This window comes from Streptomyces sp. WELS2 (assembly GCF_013870595.1).
In the GTDB taxonomy this organism is placed as follows: Bacteria; Actinomycetota; Actinomycetes; order Streptomycetales; family Streptomycetaceae; genus Streptomyces.
This window is the reverse complement of sequence record NZ_JACBWZ010000052.1, coordinates 1-17,876: the sequence shown is the minus strand read 5'-3', so window position 1 is coordinate 17,876 and position 17,876 is coordinate 1. Positions and strand designations below refer to the sequence as shown.

The following is a 17,876-nucleotide window of genomic DNA, read 5'->3' as shown; positions in this document are numbered from 1 at the left end:
GAAGGCATGCCTAGACGGTACCCGGCACGACCGTCAGCGTTCGCTGTCGAGCATCGCCCACCCGCCCCGCCCCCGCTGCCGTCGCCCCCACGGGCGTCCCCCGGCCGTCGTCGGCCCTGGGAGGCCATCGGGGAGGCCATCGGGGAGGGAGAAGCAGTGGGGGCCGCGGGGGCCATGGGAGCCTCCGGTGCCCTGGGACTCGGCGACGCCCCAGGGCCCGGCGACGGCGGGGGCTGCCGCAGGCCTCTGGGGCGCTGGGGCGGCATGCCGCGTCGCGGTCCGTCGTTCGGGGGTCGCTGCCTGTGTTGCTCCACAGGGACCAACCTAGGTCTGTTTATGTGCTGAATCAGCCCCCAGACACGCCGGGTGGGGGAGCTTGGCCGGGCGTCCGGCACTCTCGCGAGGCGGGGGCGCGGGACGCCGTAAACTGGTGGATCGGCCAGTGTCGGTCTCTGGCCCCTGGCAGCCCCTGGCCCACTCAACTACGGGAAGTCGCAACGTGTCGCTCACGATCGGAATCGTCGGCCTGCCCAACGTCGGCAAGTCGACCCTGTTCAACGCCCTGACCAAGAACGACGTGCTGGCGGCCAACTACCCGTTCGCCACGATCGAGCCGAACGTGGGCGTGGTCGGCGTGCCCGACGCCCGCCTCGCCAAGCTGGCCTCGATCTTCAAGTCGGAGCGCATCCTTCCGGCCACGGTGGACTTCGTCGACATCGCCGGCATCGTGCGCGGTGCGTCCGAGGGTGAGGGCCTGGGCAACAAGTTCCTGGCGAACATCCGCGAGTCCGACGCGATCTGCCAGGTCATCCGCGCCTTCAAGGACGAGAACGTCGTCCACGTCGACGGCAAGGTCTCGCCGAAGGACGACATCGAGACGATCAACACCGAGCTGATCCTCGCCGACCTCCAGACCATCGAGAAGGTGCTGCCCCGCCTCCAGAAGGAGTCGCGGATCAAGAAGGACGTCGCGCCCAAGGTCAAGGCCGTCGAAGAGGCCAAGGAGATCCTGGAGAAGGGCGAGACGCTCTTCGCCCACGGCATCGTCCAGGGCAGCGAGCGCGCGGAGCTCCTGCACGACCTGCACCTGCTGACGACGAAGCCCTTCCTCTACGTCTTCAACGTCGACGAGGACGAGCTGGTGGACGAGGACTTCAAGAACGAGCAGCGTGCCCTCGTCGCCCCCGCGGAAGCGATCTTCCTCAACGCGAAGCTGGAGGCGGACCTCGCCGAGCTGGACGAGGAGGAGGCCCTGGAGCTCCTGCAGTCCGTCGGCCAGGACGAGCCGGGCCTCGCGACCCTGGCCCGCGTCGGCTTCGACACCCTCGGCCTGCAGACGTACCTGACGGCCGGCCCCAAGGAGTCCCGCGCCTGGACCATCAAGAAGGGCGCCACGGCCCCCGAGGCGGCCGGTGTCATCCACACCGACTTCCAGAAGGGCTTCATCAAGGCCGAGGTCATCTCCTTCGACGACCTGGTGGAAACCGGCTCCGTCACCGAGGCCCGAGCCAAGGGCAAGGCCCGCATGGAGGGCAAGGACTACGTGATGCAGGACGGGGACGTGGTGGAGTTCCGGTTCAACGTGTAGCGGGCGGCTTACCACCATATCGCTGATCTGGCAAACATACAGGTCACGAGGGGTTCGGCTCCCTAGAGTCGGACCCCTTGGTGTTCCCCGTGCTGGGATGGTGCTGGGATGGCTGACCCCTCGTCACCTGTCATCACCCCTGCTCATCCCTACCGTGCTGGGATTGTGCTGGGATGTGGATGGGCTGCCAGTGCTGGATTCCACTCGGGTGAGCCCCCGTGATCACGATTCGACCGTCGCGGGGAGCGCAGTCTGCCGCGCCCGGTAACCATGCGGGTTGGTTGTAAGAGCAGGTTGAGGGGCCATGGCTGAACCATGAGACGGCGGCTGCTGTCTCTGCCAAAGTGATCGGTACTGCTAGACGATTCTCGTGAGGAACCTGTGAGCACGCTCGGTAGCTTCATCTGGTCAATCGCTGACCAACTTCGGGGCCCCTACCGCCCGAACCAGTATGGGACGGTAATCCTCCCGTTCACGATCCTGAGACGGCTCGACTGCGTACTCGAGCCGGACCGCGTGACGGTACGGGAGTTGGCTGCGAGGTACGAGAACCCGAACCGGCTCAAGGTTGAGGTCAAGAAGGCCACCGGGCGGACGTTCTACAACACCTCCAACTACGCGTTCGCGAATCTGCTGGCCGATGCGGACGGGCTGGCGGACAACCTCGCTGAGTACATCGACCGGTTCTCCCCCGATGTGGACGTGTTCGAGTACTTCGACTTCAAGAATGAGATTTTGGCCTTGGAGAAGGCCGGACTCCTGCGCGAGATCGTCAAGTCCTTCGGCGCCGTCGACCTGCATCCCAACGTGGTGTCCAACGCAGACATGGGGGATGCGTTCGAGTACATCATTCGCAAGTTCAACGAAGCCGCGAACGAGACCTCTGGAGACCACTACACGCCGCGCGACGCGATCCGGCTACTGGTCGATCTGCTCTTCGCGGAGAAGGATGTCGACCTCTCCGAGGGCAGCATCATCCGGTCGCTGTACGACCCAACTGCCGGCACCGGCGGCATGCTCTCCCTGGCGGAGGAACACCTGCTCGCCGAGAATCCCGAGGCGAAGCTGAGCCTGTACGGACAGGAATACAACCCGCAGTCGTACGCCATCTGCAAGTCCGATTTGATCGCCAAGGGCCACGACGCGACCAACATCGCCTTCGGTAACACGCTCACCGACGACGCCTTCAAGGGGCGCCAGTTCGACTATTGCATGTCCAACCCGCCCTACGGTGTGGACTGGAAGCAGTATGCCAAGGCGGTCAAGGAGGAGCGCGACTCCGCCGGCCCCTACGGCCGCTTCGCGCCGGGACTCCCCGCGACCTCGGACGGCCAGATGCTCTTTCTGCTCCACCTGGCCCACAAGATGCGCGCACCCGAGGACGGCGGCGGCCGCGTGGGCATCATCATGAACGGCTCGCCGCTCTTCAACGGCGCCGCCGAATCCGGCCCCTCCAACATCCGTAGGTGGCTGCTGGAGAACGACCTGGTCGAGGCGATCGTTGCGCTGCCGACCAACATGTTCTTCAACACCGGCATCGCCACCTACATCTGGATCCTCGACAACATCAAGCACCCCGAGCGCCAGGGCAAGGTCCAGCTCATCGACGGCACGTCGTTCTGGACCAAGATGCGCAAGAACCTTGGGTCCAAGGGACGCGAGATCAGCGACCATGACCGCGCCGAGATCGTGCGGCTGTACGCCGACTTCGAGGACGCCGATCCCGACTTCTCCAAGGTGCTGCGCAACGACGAGTTCGGCTACTGGACCATCACCGTCGAGCGTCCCCTGTTTGATGAGGACGGGAACCCTGTCGTCGACCGCAAGGGCAACCCGAAGCCCGACTCGAAAAAGCGTGACACCGAAAATGTGCCCTTCACCTACGGCGGCTCAACCGCCGGCACTGCGGGGGAGCGGCTAGTCATCCAGACGTACTTCGACGCGGAAGTGAGGCCGCACGTTCCTGACGCCTGGATCGACTGGGCCAAGACCAAGACCGGTTACGAGATCCCCTTCACCCGCCAGTTCAACAAGTACGTACCACCCCGCCCGCTTGCCGAGATCGACGCCGACCTGGAGAAGCAGGTCGCCAAGATCCTTGACCTGCTGCGAGAGGTGGAGCAGTGAGCGCCCTCCGCGCTTATGCGTCATACCGAGACGAGGCCCGCGAGACGTTCACTCGTATCCCGGAACACTGGGACGTTGTGCGGGGCCGTCACCTCGTCCGCATCCGTACGGGAAGTGGAGACACGGTCGATGCCGAGCCCGACGGTGAGTTCCCGTTCTACGTTCGGTCTGACAAGCCGGTCAGGTCAGACCGTTGGGAGTTTGACACGACGGCCGTACTCACCGCCGGTGATGGCGCTGGCGTCGCGAAAGTCTTTCACCTCGTCACGGGACGGTTCATGGCGCACCAGCGCGTGTACGTGCTCGACGAGTTCCGGCGAGTAACCCCACGGTTCTTCTACTACGCCTTTAGTAACCTATTTCACCTGATGGCCCTAGACGGCAGCGCAAAGTCCACCGTTGACTCGGTACGCAGGCCGATGATCGCGGACATGCCGTTCGCTGTTCCGCCGCTCGGCGAGCAGCGTGCCATCACCGACTACCTCGACGGCGAGACGGCCCGCATCGACATGCTCATCGTGGAGCAGCAGCGCCTGATCGAGATGCTCCGCGAACGACGTACTGCCGTTATCGCGCACGCGACATCTCGAGGTGCACAGGTAGAATTTCGCAGGATCATCGCTGCGCTTCGCCAGGGGTGGAGCCCCAACTGTGAGAGCTCGCCTGCCGACGGAGTAGCGGAATGGGGAGTCCTGAAGGTCGGCTGCTCGAACACCGGAAGATTTAACGCTGCTGAGAACAAGCGCCTTCCCGACGACGAGACTCCACGGCCGGAGTTTTCGGTTCGTCGGGGCGAACTCGTCATGTCGCGCTCAAACACTAAGGAACTGGTGGGTGCTGCTGCCGTAGTCCAGGAGGACTACCCGCGACTGCTTCTCTCTGACCTCACGTACGGCATTTCGCTCACAGCCGACGCGGATCCGGCGTTCGTCGCGTATGCGCTCGCCTCTCCTGCAGTGCGCGTGCAGATCAGTGCTGCCTCCAAAGGCATGAGCCACTCGATGCAGAAGATCTCTCAACGGGACATTCGGGAGCTTCGCGTGCGGATGCCAGCGCTGGACGAGCAGCGCCGCATCGCGACGTACCTCGACGAGCAGACAGCGAAGATCGACACGCTCATTATGGAGACGGAGCGGTTCATCGAACTCTCCAGGGAGCGGCGGTCGGCGTTGATCACGGCGGCGGTGACGGGGCAGATTGACGTACGGGAGGTGGCGTGATGGCCGACCACAACGAGGGGGTCTTCGAGACGGAGATCTGCGAGTACCTGCGGGACCACGGCTGGCTGTACTCGAAGAACGACCGGGACGGTGGTGAGTACGACCGGGAGCGGGCGCTGTTCCCTGCTGACCTGTTCGCGTGGCTGGAGGCGACGCAGAGGCCGGCGTATGACAAGGCGTTAAAGGCGGCGGGGTCGCAGGCAAAGTTCCTTGACGTGCTGTCTGCGGCGCTCGACCGACCGCTGGAGCATGGCGGCGGGACGCTGAACATCCTGCGCAACGGGGTGCAGTACATCGGTGGCGGCCGGTTGAAGATGGCGCAGTTCCGCCCCGAGACTTCGCTCAACGCGACCACGACGGCGCACTACGAGGCGATGCGGGTGCGGGTGGTGCGGCAGGTTCACTTCTCGACGGTCGACCAGCGCACCATCGATCTGGTGTTCTTCATCAACGGGCTCCCGGTGGCCACGGTGGAGCTGAAGACCGACTTTACCCAGTCGCTGGACGAGGCGATCAACCAGTACAAGCACGACCGAAAGCCGCTGACGAACGGGCGCCCGGAACCGCTGCTGTCATTCGGTCACCGGGCGCTGGTGCACTTCGCGGTCTCCAACAACCTGGCGGCCATGACAACGAAGCTGGAGGGGGACAAGACCCACTTCCTTCCGTTCAACATCGGCTTCGACAGTGGTGCCGGCAACCCGCCTGGTGCGGACGGCGCGTCGGCGACGGCGTACCTGTGGGAACGCGTCTGGGAGAAGAACGCTTGGCTGAACATCATCGGGCGGCTGATGATCGTGCAGACCAAGGAGGAGTGGGACGTCACCACCGGCACCTCGGTGCGGCGTACGAGCATGCTCTTCCCGCGCTTCCACCAGTGGGAGGCGGTCACGAGCATCGTTGCCGCAGTGAAGGAGGAGGGCGTCGGGCACCGGTACTTGATCGAGCACTCGGCCGGGTCAGGAAAGACGAACACCATCGCCTGGACCGCCCACGGGCTGGCCCGACTGCATGATGCCGACGACAAGAAGGTCTTCGACTCCGTCATCGTGGTCGTGGACCGTACGGTGCTCGACTCCCAGCTGCAGGATGCGATTCGGCAGATCGACGGGAACAAGAAGATTGTCGCGACGATCAGCCCCGAGGACGTCCGCAAAGCTGGCGCGAAGTCGAAGTCGAACCTGTTGGCGCAGGCGTTGAAGAACGGTGAGCTCATCATCGCGGTGACGGTGCAGACCTTCCCGTATGCGCTGGAGGAGATCCGGACCGACGCCGGCCTGAAGGGCAAACGGTTCGCCGTAATCGCTGATGAGGCGCATTCCTCACAGTCGGGGCAGATCTCCTCGAAGCTGAAGCAGGTGCTGACGGCCGAGGAGATCAAGGAGATCGAGGAGGGCGGCGAGGTCGATGTGGAGTCGGTGCTGGCATCGGAGATGACCGAGCGAGCCGATTCGGAGAGCATTTCCTACTTCGCCTTCACCGCGACGCCGAAGAGCAAGACCCTCGAACTGTTCGGTCGCAAGGGGCCCGACGGGAAGCCGCGCGAGTTCCACCTGTACTCGATGAAGCAGGCGATCGAAGAGGGCTACATCCTCGACGTCCTTAAGGGCTACCAGTCCTACGACACCGCGTTGAAGATCGCCGGTAAGGCGGGGAGCGGTGACGGGAGCAAGGAGGTCGAGGAGGCCGCCGCCCGCAAGGGGCTGATGAGGTGGGTGCAGCTCCACCCGACGAACATCAGCCAGAAGGTGCGGATCATTGTCGAGCACTTCCACGCCAACGTCGCGTACCTCCTCGAAGGCAAGGCGAAGGCGATGGTGGTCACCGGCTCGCGCAAGTCCGCGGTGAAGTACAAGCTGGCGATAGACGCTTACATCGCCAAGCGCCGAGCCGAGGACGCCTCATACAACTACCGAACCCTCGTCGCCTTTTCGGGCGGGGTGACGATGCCCGAGGACGAGACCTGGCACAGCGACTGGGGTCCGCAGCCGTCCAAGGACGACGAGTTCACCGAGGCAAATATGAACCCCGGCGCCGGAGCTGACCTGGCGGCCGCGTTCAAGGGTGACACGTACAAGGTCATGCTGGTCGCCAACAAGTTCCAGACCGGCTTCGACCAGCCCCTGCTCTCGGCAATGTACATCGACAAGAAGCTGCCAGGGGTCACCGCGGTGCAGACGCTCTCACGCCTCAACCGCACCCACCGGACCGCTAGCGGGGAGCAGAAGCGCAAGACGTTCGTCATCGACTTCGCCAACAAGCCCGAGGACATCAAGGCGGCCTTCGAGCCGTACTTCAAGAACGCGACTCTGGAGACCGAGACCGACCCTTACGTCGTTGTCCACCTGGCCAACAAGCTCGCCCAGGCCGGGATCTACACCGAAGACGACGTCCGCAAGGTCGCCGAACTGTGGGCGACACGGAAGGGCAACAATGCTCTCTCGGCAGCGATCAGACCGGCGCAGCACGATTTCCGGCGCCGCTACGCGCGGGCGATCGAGGAGGAAGACAAGGTAAAGCTCCAGGAGCTCGACCTGTTCCGGAAGGACGTCTCCACCTACGTACGCATCTACGACTTCATGTCCCAGATCGTCGACTACGGCGATCCCTACATGGAAATGCTCTCGATCTTCCTGCGCCTGCTGGAGAAGGTGATTGCCGAGTCCGCTTGGGCGGCCGACGTGGACCTCTCCGACGTGGTGCTAGTCGGGGTCAAGCACACCGAAGCGATCCCCGTCGACATCTCGCTCGTGGGCGACGGACAGCTGAGGGGAATCAGCGCCGCTGGCACGGGCGCGAAGAAGGATCCGAAGTACGTCGCGCTTCAGGTCGTCATAGACAAGATGAACGACCTCTTCGGTGCTGAGACGTTTGCGGCCTCCCAGGTCAGGGAGTTCGTACAGGGCCTCGTGCAGCGGCTGCTCGCCGACCCGAACCTGGTCCAGCAGACCAAGGTGAACTCTAAGAAGCAGTTCCTGGAGTCACAGGACTTCCAAGCCGCCGTCACGGAGGCAGTTGCAGACAACCAGGACGCCCACAACACGATGGCTGACTACTTCTTCACCGACGGGCCGGCCATCAACGCGATCATCGTTGCTCTCGCGGATGCCTTCTACGAAGCGGCGGTCGATCAGCAGGTGGATGCAACCTGAGTAAGCGCCGAGAGGTCAGATGTCCTTGATCTGTACGCGGTCGCCGCACAGTTTCGACCAGTCGTCGCGGTCCGAGGTCAGTACGAGGACGGGTGCCGGGGAGCGGAGCGCCATCGCGGCGACGAGGGCGTCGATGGCGTACTTGTGGCCGTGTAGGCCGCCAGCGTCGCTCAGCAGCTGCACCGCGGTGAGACTGTCCGCCTGGGTGACGTCTTGGACCTGAAGGCGGGAGAGAAGCCAGCGCAGACGGGCGGTATCCGTCTTCCCGTAGACGGCCTCCACCACCGTCAGGGCCGACACGAGGACGGGCACGCCTACGCGCCGAGCGGCCTCGATCCTGGTGATCATCTGGCGGTCGTTGCGCAGGAGCAGCGAGAGGGCCTGGGAGTCCAGAATCAGGGTCCTGGCCGCGGGTGCCTTCATGCGGCGCTGTCGCCGGACGCGTACGGCGCCGGTGCGTCACCGAACAGTTCGCGCTGCGCGGCCTGGACCTCGGCCTCGCCCAACGGTTCGTGCTCGGCTTCGTACGCCGCCACGATCTCGGCTAGGCCGTCCATCGCCAGCTGGTGGCGGACCGCAGCGGTCACGTAGGCGGACACGCCGCGCTTGCCGGTGCGCGTGCGCAGAGCACCGAGGAGTTCCGAGGGCATCGAGACGGAGATGTTCTCCGTGCCTCCGGGGCGGGGTGGCTTCATGCAGCCAGTCTAGTACAGGAACTATTACAGCGTTGAGGTGCTGTGCGGCCTCATCGTTGGTGCGTAGGCTTGGCGCCCTGGATCTTCTTGTGCCTTGTCGCGGCTCCCGTGTTGGGATGGTGCTGGGACGCGCCTGCATTTCCGCAGGTCAGAGCCTTGTCGTGGAGTTCCGCTTCAATGTGTGAGCCGACGGAATAACACCGCGTTGACGGACCGGCAAACATGCAGGTCATAAGGGGTCGGCTCTTTTGAGAGTCGGCCCCTTGTTGTTCCCGTGCCGGGATGGTGCCGGTTTTCCTGGTGCTGTGTCTTCTCTGTGGTTCTCCTCGTCTCGGCCGAGGACTACACGGCGCTACGCGAGGGCTCGTACCTGCTGCGCTCTCCCGCGAACGCTCGTCGGCTGCTCAAGGCGCACGAGAACGCATCGGCCCACGCCAACGTGTCGGAACGCGAGCTGATCCACCCCGATGCGTGGGACGCCGGCGCCGAGGGTGCCGAGTGAGGCTTGTCTTCGAGGACCAGGACTGGGAGGACCACGCGTCCTGGCTCAAGAGCGACCGCAAGACGCTCGCTCGGATCGACAAGCTCATCGAGGACGTCGAACAGGACCCCTTCATGGGCATCGGCAAGCCCGAGCCGCTCGACTACCACTTGCCCGGGGCGTGGTCGAGGCGGATCGATGAGGAGCACCGGCTTGTCTACCTGGCCACTGGCACGGACCCCTGGTCTTTTCCCGGGGACGCGCGGAGCGGCGTCGGCCTTCCGGGGCGTCTCCGGGGGGTCGCAGCCGAGGCCCGGGCACGCGTGGGGCGTGACCGGGCCGCGTGGCCGGGTTCCGTGGTGGCCCTGGTGTCAGGCGGCGAGGGTCTTGTGGAGGGCGTCGAGGCCGTCGCGGTAGATCCCGGTGAAGAGGTGGACGACCTCGTCCTCGGTGGCGCCGTCGGGGTTGAAGCGGCCGGACCACTGGACCTCGGCGATGTCGTCCCGGCCGGGGACCGCGTGGACGCGGAGGGTGGAGACGTAGCCGTTGACGGGGAACGGGGCCTGGAGGATGGCGTAGCTGTAGTGGCGCTCGGTCTCGCTGAAGTCCACGAGGCGTTCGATGATCACCTCGCCCTCGGGATTCTTCAGCCGGCGTACCCGGCCGCCCTCGAGTGCGGTGCTCTCGGGGATGTAGGGGAGCCAGTCGGGCAGGGCGTCGAAGCCGCCTATGAGGCTCCAGACCTTCTCGGGCGAGGCGGGCACTGTGCGGCTGACGGAAGTCGAAGCCATGGTCTTGCTCCTGGGTCTTGCTGTGTGGGGGGGTGTGGGGTGGGGGCGCCTGGTCAGGCGGCGTCGGGCAGCGGGGCGGCGGGGCCGACCAGGTTGGCTGCGCGCAGGTCGTGCCAGAAGGCGGCCGGGATCTTCTCGTTCAGGGCGGAGAGGTCCTCGGCGATCCGGCTCGGGCGGGTGGCGCCCGGGATGACCGCGGCGCTGACCGGGTGGGCGAGGGAGAACTGCAGGGCGGCGGCCTTGATGCTGATGCCGTGCTTCTCCGCGAGGGCCTTCAGGCGGGAGACCTTCTCGATGATCTCCGGCGGGGCCTGCTGGTACTCGAAGTGGCTGCCGCCGGCGAGGATGCCGGAGCTGTAGGGGCCGCCGACGACCATCTCGACTCCCTGCTCCTGGGCCATGGGCAGAAGACGCTGGAGTGCGTGCTCGTGGTCGAGGAGGGTGTAGCGGCCGGCGAGGAGGAAGCCGTCGGGCCGCGGCTCGTCCAGGGCGAGGGTCAGTTCGATGGGCTCGGTCTTGTTGACGCCCAGGCCCCACGCCTTGATGACGCCCTCGTCGCGCAGGCGGGACAGGACGCGGAAGGCGCCGGTGCGGGCTTCCTCGAACTTGCCGATCCAGGCGTCGCCGTGGAAGTCCTGGGCGATTTCGTGCACCCAGACGATGTCCAGCCGGTCGACGCCGAGGCGCTTGAGGCTGCCCTCGATGGAGCGCTCGGTGGCGTCGGCGGTCCACTCGTGGAGGATCTTGTTGGGGTTGCCGTGCTCGAAGAGGCCGCCCTTCTCGCCGAAGTCGGGGACGTCGGTCTCGATCTCGTCGAGGATGACGCGGCCGACCTTGGTGGACAGCACGTAGGAGTCGCGGGGCTTGGTGGCGAGGACCTGGCCCAGGCGTTCCTCGGCGAGGCCGGCGCCGTAGAAGGGGGCGGTGTCGAAGTAGCGGATGCCCTGGTCCCAGGCGGCCTCGACGGTGGCGCGGGCCTCCTCGTCGGGGATGGCGCGGAACATGTTCCCGAGAGGGGCGGTGCCGAAGCCGAGGCGGCCGGGAAGGAGGTTCTTCAGTGACATGGTGGTGCCTTTTCCGATCAGCGTTCGATCAGTTTTCGGTCAGCGTCTCCGCGCCGGGGGTTTCCCTGACGCGGACAGGGTGAGGCGTCGTCTGTACAGGCGTCTCGCGGGCTACCGGCTCCGCCGGGGGCGCGGACACTCGGTGCACGGCCGTGCCCTTCGAAGCCGGATGCACGTCCCAGTTGATTGCAGACGCGCTTTGTTGTCAACGACGATAGTTGCAGACGCGGGGTAATGCAAGTGTTGCACCCGCGAGGCCGAGGACGGCGGCCGGGGCGCGGTCACCGGCCACCGTGAGCCGCCTTCACCACCGGGCCGCAGGGGTCCGGGGCCCGTCAGGTGCCCGTCAGGTGCCCGTCACGGTGATGATCGTGGGGACGAGGCCGCCGTCGGTGCTCAGCGCCCTGCCCGTGGTCGTCGAGGTGTGCTCCGACACCGCCTACGTGATCAGGCTGGCCACCTCGTGGGACTGGATCAGCCGCTTGATCAGGGACGCGGCCACGCGGTTCTCCGCCGGATGACGCCGCTCCTGTTCGTCCAGGTCGAGGCCGGGATGCAGCTCGTCGACCACGGCCGGCACGCCGTCACTCGTCGTCGACCGGGAGAAGACAGACGCCCCTCCGTTGGCCGGCTTCCCCCTGACGTCGTCGGAGGCCAGCGTCACTACCGGGCCCGTTGGAGGGCGAGGGGGCGGGCCAGTGGGATGAGGCCGGCCAGGAGGGCGAGGGCTGCCAGGGGTATCAGGTCGAGATTGACGGTGATCAGGAGGAAGAAGAGGAAGACCAGGGCCGGGCTTCGGGCGGGGAGCTGCCTGGGGCGGGTGGTGACCAGCATGATCAGGAGGGTGAGCAGGCCCAGCTGGAAGGCCAGGGGGCCAGCCAGTTCCAGGGGGGCGGGGAGTGGGGCCGCGTCGGAGAGGGCGGGGGACAGGTCGCCCAGGATCACCCACACGAAGCAGGCCGCGCCGAGCAGTCCCGCGGCCGTGGCGGCGCCGGCCGCGGCTCTCATCCGGGCCGTGGACGCGGGGACCAGGGCGTGCAGTTCCCGCACCAGCACGCCCAGCAGGAGGAACGCGGCGAGGAAGCATAAGTGCCCGGCGTTCCAGGCCGGTCCTGGGCCGTGGTGTCCGTCCATGCCGTCGATCAGGCGCAGTACGCCGTACGACAGCAGGAGGAGGGGGACGAGGGCGCAGCACAGTCGGGAGAGGCGGGTCGCGGGAGGCGTCGAGGTCATGTTCCTACGATCGCGGTCCGGGGTGTGGACGGGGTATCGGGACCGTCCCCCAGTGATCCCGGGCAGATCCCGTAGGGGCCGGGTGGGCCGGAGGGCGGACATCTCGGGGGCGCTCGGCGTGGGGACGGTGCACACCGCCACCGGTCGCGGTGCACACCGCCACCGGTCGCGGTGCACACCGCCACCGGTCGTCGGGGGCGGTGGGCGCCCTGCGCGCCGGTCCTTCGAAAGGACGGCGGGGGAGTCCGGCCCCTGCCCGATCCGGCCGGTCGCCGGGTCGTAGAGTGGCGGCCGCAGTCATGATCACGGATACGGGGGTACGGGGTGTTCGGCGGCCGGAAGAGGACGCAGCGGCAGGACGGGGACGGCGCGGCGGCGCCGGCCGAGCGGTACGTCGTCGGTGAACTCGACGACCACGACGAGGCGTTCCCGGACGTCCCGGTGCCCGAGCCCGGCACCTGGCAGGCGCCCTACGCGCTCGAACAGCGCCTGTACGACCTGCTGACCCGGCACGCCCAGGAGGAGTGGGCGGACGAGGAGGCCGCCGAGGAGGCGCGGGGCGATCTGATCCTCGCCTACCTGGAGGCGCTCGCCGGAGACCTGGTGTACGTGCCCTTCCGCCGTGAGGAGACCTCGCCCGACCCGGGCCTGCGCACCTTCCCCGCCCAGGACACACCGGTCGGGCGGCTCGTCGCCGTCTACACCCGCGGCCTGCTGCCCCGCCCCCATCCGCACGTGGTCTACGAGGCGTACACCCTGCGCGAGCTGGCCGACGATCTGCCCGGCGACGTGGACGGCATCGCCGTCAACCAGCGGACCCCGTGCCCGCTGCTGCTGGCGGCCGACGCCGAGGAACGCCAGGTGTGGCGGGCGCTGCACAACGAGCACTGGGACGAGGACGGCCGCGCCGACCGGCTCGTCACCCGGCGCACCGGCGCCCCGCCCACCGGCCCGCTGCTGCACGGCCTCGCCCTCGGCGCCCAGATGTGCTTCGTCAACGGCGAGGCGTGGAACAACCCGCACTACCACGGGCTGGGCCTGTCCATGGAGCACCAGCGGCTCGCCAAGTGGTGGGGCGTCACCGGCCGCGCGGAGTGGCAGGAGACCCAGCGGCGCCTCCTCGACCGCGACATCACCCCCTGGTACTGGGAGTTCGTCCTCGACACCCGTGCCGCGCTCGCCCGCCGGCACGCGGACGGACGGTTGCAGGCCGTCGACGCCACCGCCTGGCGGGAACACGTGGAGACGACGTTGCGCGAGCGGGCCGCGCGGCTGCCGGCGGACGAGGCCGGCCCGGACTGGGAGGACTTCGTCGCGCACGTCGTGGGCCTGGTCGGCCAAGTGCTGCGCTACGAGGCCCGGTTCCGCGCCGACGGCCTGCTCGCGCCGGACGCCGCGGTGCGCTCGGTCGCCGCCTGGGACCTCGGCCGCGCCTCGATGATGGCCCGCTGGGGTTACGGCGCCCGCTTCGCCACCCGCTCCGAGATGCGCGAGGCCGTCGTCGAGGCGAGCCGGGCCGCGCAGTCGGCCCACACCTCGTGGCCGGACTTCTCGGCCGGCTACGCGCTGGGCCGCTGTCTGCACTTCGACGACGAGGAGTTCGGCGGCTGGTACCAGGAGATGCTGGCCGCCCACCAGGCCCTGAGCACCCACCTCGACAGCCCCTGGAACACCGTCCCCTTCCACCTGCCCCGGGGCGCGGAACTGGGCGGCTAGCCACCCACCGGCCCACGGACACGGGCCACCGGCCCGGCCCCGGAGCGTCGGCCACCGCCCTGCGGGGTCCCGGAGCGCAGGCCCGCCCGCCGGGCCCCGGCGCTCCGGCCTTCCGGTCGGGTCCAGAAGGGCCCGGCCTTCCGATCGGGTCCAGAGCGGCCCGGCCTTCCGGGCGCGCTCAGAGCGACGGAGTGATGGCCGGTCCCGGTCCCGGTCCCAGGCCCGTGGCCTGGTACGGGGCCGGGTCCGTGACCCAGCCCGCGGCCAGCACGAGACGGGAATCACGGTCGGCGGCGAGGAAGCCGAAGGGACGGTCGAAGGCGACCCGTACGACCGTGGTCTCGTAGCGGTACTGCGGAAGCCCGCCCGCCGCCATCGGCACCGCCGTCACCGCCGCCGCACGGAAGCCCAGCGCGCCGAACTGGGCCACCGCCGACTGCCGCGCCTCACCGACGGCCAGCGGACGGTCGCTCACCCCCGGGAAGTGCCCGGTCCTGGCGTCCGTCGCCGTGATGAGCCCGAACAGGCCGGACAGGGCGAGCAGATCGTGGTCGGCCCGGACCTCGTACGCCACCGTCGTCACGTCCAGCGTCCTCGGCTCCGGTGTGACGGCCGGCTGCTGCTCCACGTACAGGCCGGGGCCGACATGCCCGTGCGGCAGGGCGCCGCCCGCGGTCAGCGGCAGGCCGCGCTCCACGATGCCGACGCCCGCCGCGAGCACCTGGCCCGGCGTCATGCGTTCCTCGCCGAGGACCAGATGGACGTCGACGCCGGTGTCCCCGGGAACCGTCAGCGCGGTGACGAAGCCGTCCGGGGTGCCCGTCACGCCCACCCGGTCCGGCCGCACACTGCGCCGGTGCAGTCCGCGCAGGGTGCGGTCCTGCCAGGGCCCGGTATCCGGCTGCAACGGCAGCTCGGTGAAGGGCTGGCGCCACCGGGTGCGCAGCGCCAGCGCACTGGCCAGCACCATCCGGGAGTCGCGGGTCAGCCGCACCGGCATCCGCTCGACCAGCCCGCCGGTCCGCTCCGCCGCCCACGCGTCCAGCCGCTCCCGCGCGGTGACCAGGTCGTCCCCGAACCGGCCGTGGGCGCCGGCGGGCAGCCCCGCCCGCCACTCCTCGCGCAGCGCCAGCCCGTGGTGCGTCCACACGCCGAGCGCCGCGTCCAGGCCGGGCATCGACGAGAGTCCGGCCAGCAACTCCCGTGCGGCACCGGCCGCCTGATCGGCCGGCACCCCGAGGGCATCGGACAGCTCCGCGCGCGCCGGGCCCGCCGCGCCGTCGGCGAGGAAGGCCAGCAGGGGCCACACACCCGGCGCCGAGAACACCGTCCCCTCGGCTGTTGCCCACGCCCAGCGGGCCGTCAGGCCGTTGACCCGCCGGACCGTCTCCTCGGCCACCCCGCTCACTCGTGCCCCTCCCGGCCCGTCCCGCTCATTCCCACCCGGCCCCGCTCTCCCCGTGCCCGTCCGGGGCCGTGTTCCGCGCCCGCCCGGGCCCCGCTTACCATGCGGCCAGTCGTACGTCAGTCCAGCCGCCGGCCGGTCGCCGGTCCTGTGCTGCCGCCGCCCGACCCAGGAGCACGGTACCGGTGTCCATACCCCCGCCTTCCGGCCCCCAGCAGCCAGAAGGGTCCGTTCCGCCGCCTCAGGGGCCGTACGGCCCGCCGGTACATCCCCGATCCCCGGGCGATGCGCCGGGGTTGCCGGGGTACCAGCCGTGGACCCAGGGCTACCGCCCGTACAACGCCCCGGCACCGGTCAACGGCCTCGCCATCGCGTCCCTGGTGCTCGGGGTGCTGTGCTTCGTGCCCGGCGTGGGACTGGTGCTCGGGCTGACCGGACTGCGGCAGATCCGCCGGCGCGGCGAGCGCGGCACGGGGCTGGCCGTGGGCGGCGCGGTGCTGTCCGGGGTGGGACTGCTGCTCTGGGCACTGCTGTTCGCCACCGGCGGTGCCTCGGCCCTGTGGCACGGAATCAAAGAGGGCGCACGCGACGGCGCCGGCGTCTCGCTGACGGAAGGCCAGTGCTTCAACGCGCCGGGCGGTGCGCTCACCGGTGTGACCTACGACGTGGACACGGTGTCGTGCAGCGGCGCGCACGACGGCGAGGTCTTCGCGTCCTTCCGGCTGCCGGGCGGCGGCCCCTACCCGGGGGACGACGCGGTCGCCGACACCGCCGACGAGCGCTGCCAGGCCCTCCAGGACGGGTACGCGATGGACGGCTGGGCCGTGCCGGCGTACGTCGAGGTGTACTTCCTGACGCCGACCGAAGACAGCTGGGCCGCCGGGGACCGCGAGGTGACCTGCGTGTTCGGCCACACCGACGAGGGCCGTGACCTGACCGGGTCGCTGCGCAACGACGAGACCGACCTGGACGCCGACCAGGTCGCCTATCTGAAGGCCGCGCATGTGCTCAACGCGGCGCTGGAGACCGCCCCCGGCGAGGAGTACGCGGAGGACGACCTGCCGGGCCACAAGGCGTGGGCCGGCCGGGTGGCGGCCGCGCTCGGCGAGCAGGCCCGGATGCTGCGCGCCCACTCCTGGCCGGACGGCATCGCCGGGCCGGTCGACGCGCTCGCCGCCGACCTGGACAAGGCGCGCGCGGAATGGGCCAAGGCGGCCGGGGCCGGGGACGCGGACAGCTTCTCCGCGCACTACGAGAACGGCCTGGACCTGATCGATCCGGTCCGCACGGTGGTCGTCCGGTCGGTCCTTGGGCTGGCCACCACGCCGCCCACGGCGCGGGACGACGAAGGAAGCGGCACCGGCATGCAGGTGTGAGCCGGTGCGGACCGAGGGCACCTATACGGGAGGAAAAGTGCCTGCGTAAAGGCACCCCCACCGCCACTTCATCACATCGGGTGATTCTCTGGCCTTCGCTTGCACCGCTGAACCCACGGTTGCCAGGCTGTTGCTGTCTGTACAACCTGAGGGGAGTGGCCAGTGGCTTTCGGTGAGCAGCCGGCGTATCTGCGTGTCGCGGGTGATCTCCGCAAGAAGATCGTCGACGGCTTGCTGCCGCCCCACACCCGGCTGCCCTCGCAGGCCCGCATCCGCGAGGAGTACGGCGTCTCGGACACGGTCGCGCTGGAGGCCCGCAAGGTGCTGATGGCCGAGGGGCTGGTCGAGGGCCGCTCCGGCTCGGGCACCTATGTGCGCGAGCGGCCCGTGCCCCGGCGGGTGGCCCGCTCCGGATACCGCCCGGCCGGCGGTGCCACCCCCTTCCGGCAGGAGCAGGCCGACACCTCGGTGCGCGGTACCTGGGAGTCCAGCAGCGCGCAGACCGAGGCCGGCGCGGCCGTCGCCGAGCGGCTCGCGATCCAGGCCGGCGACCGGGTCATGTGCACCCGGTACGTCTTCCGGGAGGCCGGCGAGCCGATGATGCTCTCCACCTCCTGGGAGCCCCTCGCGGTCACCGGCCGCACGCCCGTGATGCTGCCCGAGGAGGGGCCGCTCGGCGGGATGGGCGTGGTCGAGCGGATGCGCGCCATCGACGTCATCGTGGACAACGTCACCGAGGAGGTCGGTGCCCGTCCCGGTCTCGCCGAGGAACTGCACCTGCTCGGCGGCGTCCCCGGCCATGTGGTGCTGGTCGTCCAGCGCACCTATTTCGCCTCCGGCCGACCGGTCGAGACCGCCGACGTGGTCATCCCGGCCGACCGCTACCGAGTCGCCTACCACCTGCCGGTGAAGTGACCCCGCCCTGCCCTCGCGCAGGCCGGCGCCCGGTCCTCGTATGGCCCGGGGCCGCCCGTGCCATGGCCCGACCCGACCCGACCCGACCCGGCCCGTCCGGCCGCCCGGCCCGG

Annotated in this window: 14 protein-coding genes and 2 pseudogenes; 9 read left to right on the top strand and 7 right to left on the bottom strand. The window is 68.7% G+C overall.

All coding sequences use genetic code 11. The features are described from left to right. Nucleotides 1-499: 499 nt before the first annotated feature. From ychF to H5J33_RS05770, 4 genes are all read left to right on the top strand, one after another. On the top strand, nt 500-1,588 hold the full coding sequence (ychF, locus tag H5J33_RS05785; protein ID WP_030616561.1) for a redox-regulated ATPase YchF: 1,089 nt from the start codon (nt 500-502) through the stop codon (nt 1,586-1,588). 381 nt (nt 1,589-1,969) lie between these two features. Then, the gene (locus tag H5J33_RS05780; protein WP_181793682.1) at nt 1,970-3,715 is read left to right on the top strand and encodes a class I SAM-dependent DNA methyltransferase; all 1,746 of its coding nucleotides are present in this window, start codon (nt 1,970-1,972) and stop codon (nt 3,713-3,715) included. After that, entirely contained in the window at nt 3,712-4,935 is a 1,224-nt protein-coding gene (locus H5J33_RS05775) for a hypothetical protein (protein WP_181793681.1), read from the top strand. Before H5J33_RS05780 ends, H5J33_RS05775 begins: the two co-directional genes overlap by 4 nt. Further along, nucleotides 4,935-8,087: a type I restriction endonuclease subunit R gene (locus H5J33_RS05770; RefSeq protein WP_181793680.1), complete on the top strand. Its 3,153-nt coding sequence runs from the start codon at nt 4,935-4,937 to the stop codon at nt 8,085-8,087. The genes H5J33_RS05775 and H5J33_RS05770 overlap by 1 nt, the downstream gene beginning before the upstream one ends. Before the next feature lie 15 nt (nt 8,088-8,102). On the opposite strand, the gene H5J33_RS05765 is transcribed toward H5J33_RS05770, so the two are convergent. Together H5J33_RS05765 and H5J33_RS05760 are read right to left on the bottom strand one after the other, a co-directional pair. After that, nucleotides 8,103-8,510 (bottom strand): PIN domain-containing protein, encoded by a 408-nt coding sequence (locus tag H5J33_RS05765; RefSeq protein ID WP_181793679.1) that lies wholly within the window; start codon nt 8,508-8,510, stop codon nt 8,103-8,105. Then, nucleotides 8,507-8,782, bottom strand: coding sequence for a hypothetical protein (locus H5J33_RS05760; RefSeq protein ID WP_181793678.1), 276 nt, complete (start codon nt 8,780-8,782; stop codon nt 8,507-8,509). Before H5J33_RS05760 ends, H5J33_RS05765 begins: the two co-directional genes overlap by 4 nt. A gap of 322 nt (nt 8,783-9,104) precedes the next feature. Here H5J33_RS05760 and H5J33_RS05755 point away from each other — a divergent pair. Further along, nucleotides 9,105-9,284 (top strand): annotated as a pseudogene (locus H5J33_RS05755) (type II toxin-antitoxin system prevent-host-death family antitoxin); the annotation flags it as partial. Continuing rightward, nucleotides 9,281-9,493: pseudogene (locus H5J33_RS05750) on the top strand (Txe/YoeB family addiction module toxin); the annotation flags it as partial. The pseudogenes H5J33_RS05755 and H5J33_RS05750, both read left to right, overlap by 4 nt. A gap of 141 nt (nt 9,494-9,634) precedes the next feature. Here H5J33_RS05750 and H5J33_RS05745 read toward each other — a convergent pair. From H5J33_RS05745 to H5J33_RS05730, 4 genes are all read right to left on the bottom strand, one after another. Beyond that, nucleotides 9,635-10,054, bottom strand: a complete 420-nt coding sequence (locus tag H5J33_RS05745; protein ID WP_181793677.1) for an SRPBCC family protein — start codon at nt 10,052-10,054, stop codon at nt 9,635-9,637. 53 nt (nt 10,055-10,107) lie between these two features. Beyond that, entirely contained in the window at nt 10,108-11,118 is a 1,011-nt protein-coding gene (locus H5J33_RS05740; protein ID WP_181793676.1) for an aldo/keto reductase, read from the bottom strand. Nucleotides 11,119-11,557: 439 nt separating this feature from the next. After that, complete coding sequence (locus H5J33_RS05735) at nt 11,558-11,698, bottom strand: hypothetical protein (protein WP_181793675.1); 141 nt, start codon at nt 11,696-11,698, stop codon at nt 11,558-11,560. Nucleotides 11,699-11,781: 83 nt separating this feature from the next. Beyond that, nucleotides 11,782-12,351, bottom strand: coding sequence for a hypothetical protein (locus H5J33_RS05730; protein ID WP_181793674.1), 570 nt, complete (start codon nt 12,349-12,351; stop codon nt 11,782-11,784). A gap of 324 nt (nt 12,352-12,675) precedes the next feature. Between H5J33_RS05730 and H5J33_RS38300 the strand changes: the two genes are divergently transcribed. Next, nucleotides 12,676-14,067, top strand: a complete 1,392-nt coding sequence (locus H5J33_RS38300) for a DUF1266 domain-containing protein (RefSeq protein ID WP_181793673.1) — start codon at nt 12,676-12,678, stop codon at nt 14,065-14,067. Nucleotides 14,068-14,245: 178 nt separating this feature from the next. Here H5J33_RS38300 and H5J33_RS05720 read toward each other — a convergent pair whose 3' ends face one another. Continuing rightward, entirely contained in the window at nt 14,246-15,475 is a 1,230-nt protein-coding gene (locus tag H5J33_RS05720) for a serpin family protein (protein WP_399552775.1), read from the bottom strand. A 293-nt stretch (nt 15,476-15,768) separates the two neighbouring features. Here H5J33_RS05720 and H5J33_RS05715 point away from each other — a divergent pair, with 293 nt between their 5' ends. After that, nucleotides 15,769-16,848: a DUF4190 domain-containing protein gene (locus H5J33_RS05715; RefSeq protein WP_181793672.1), complete on the top strand. Its 1,080-nt coding sequence runs from the start codon at nt 15,769-15,771 to the stop codon at nt 16,846-16,848. Nucleotides 16,849-17,010: 162 nt separating this feature from the next. Beyond that, nucleotides 17,011-17,763: a GntR family transcriptional regulator gene (locus H5J33_RS05710; protein ID WP_181793671.1), complete on the top strand. Its 753-nt coding sequence runs from the start codon at nt 17,011-17,013 to the stop codon at nt 17,761-17,763. Nucleotides 17,764-17,876 lie beyond the last annotated feature (113 nt).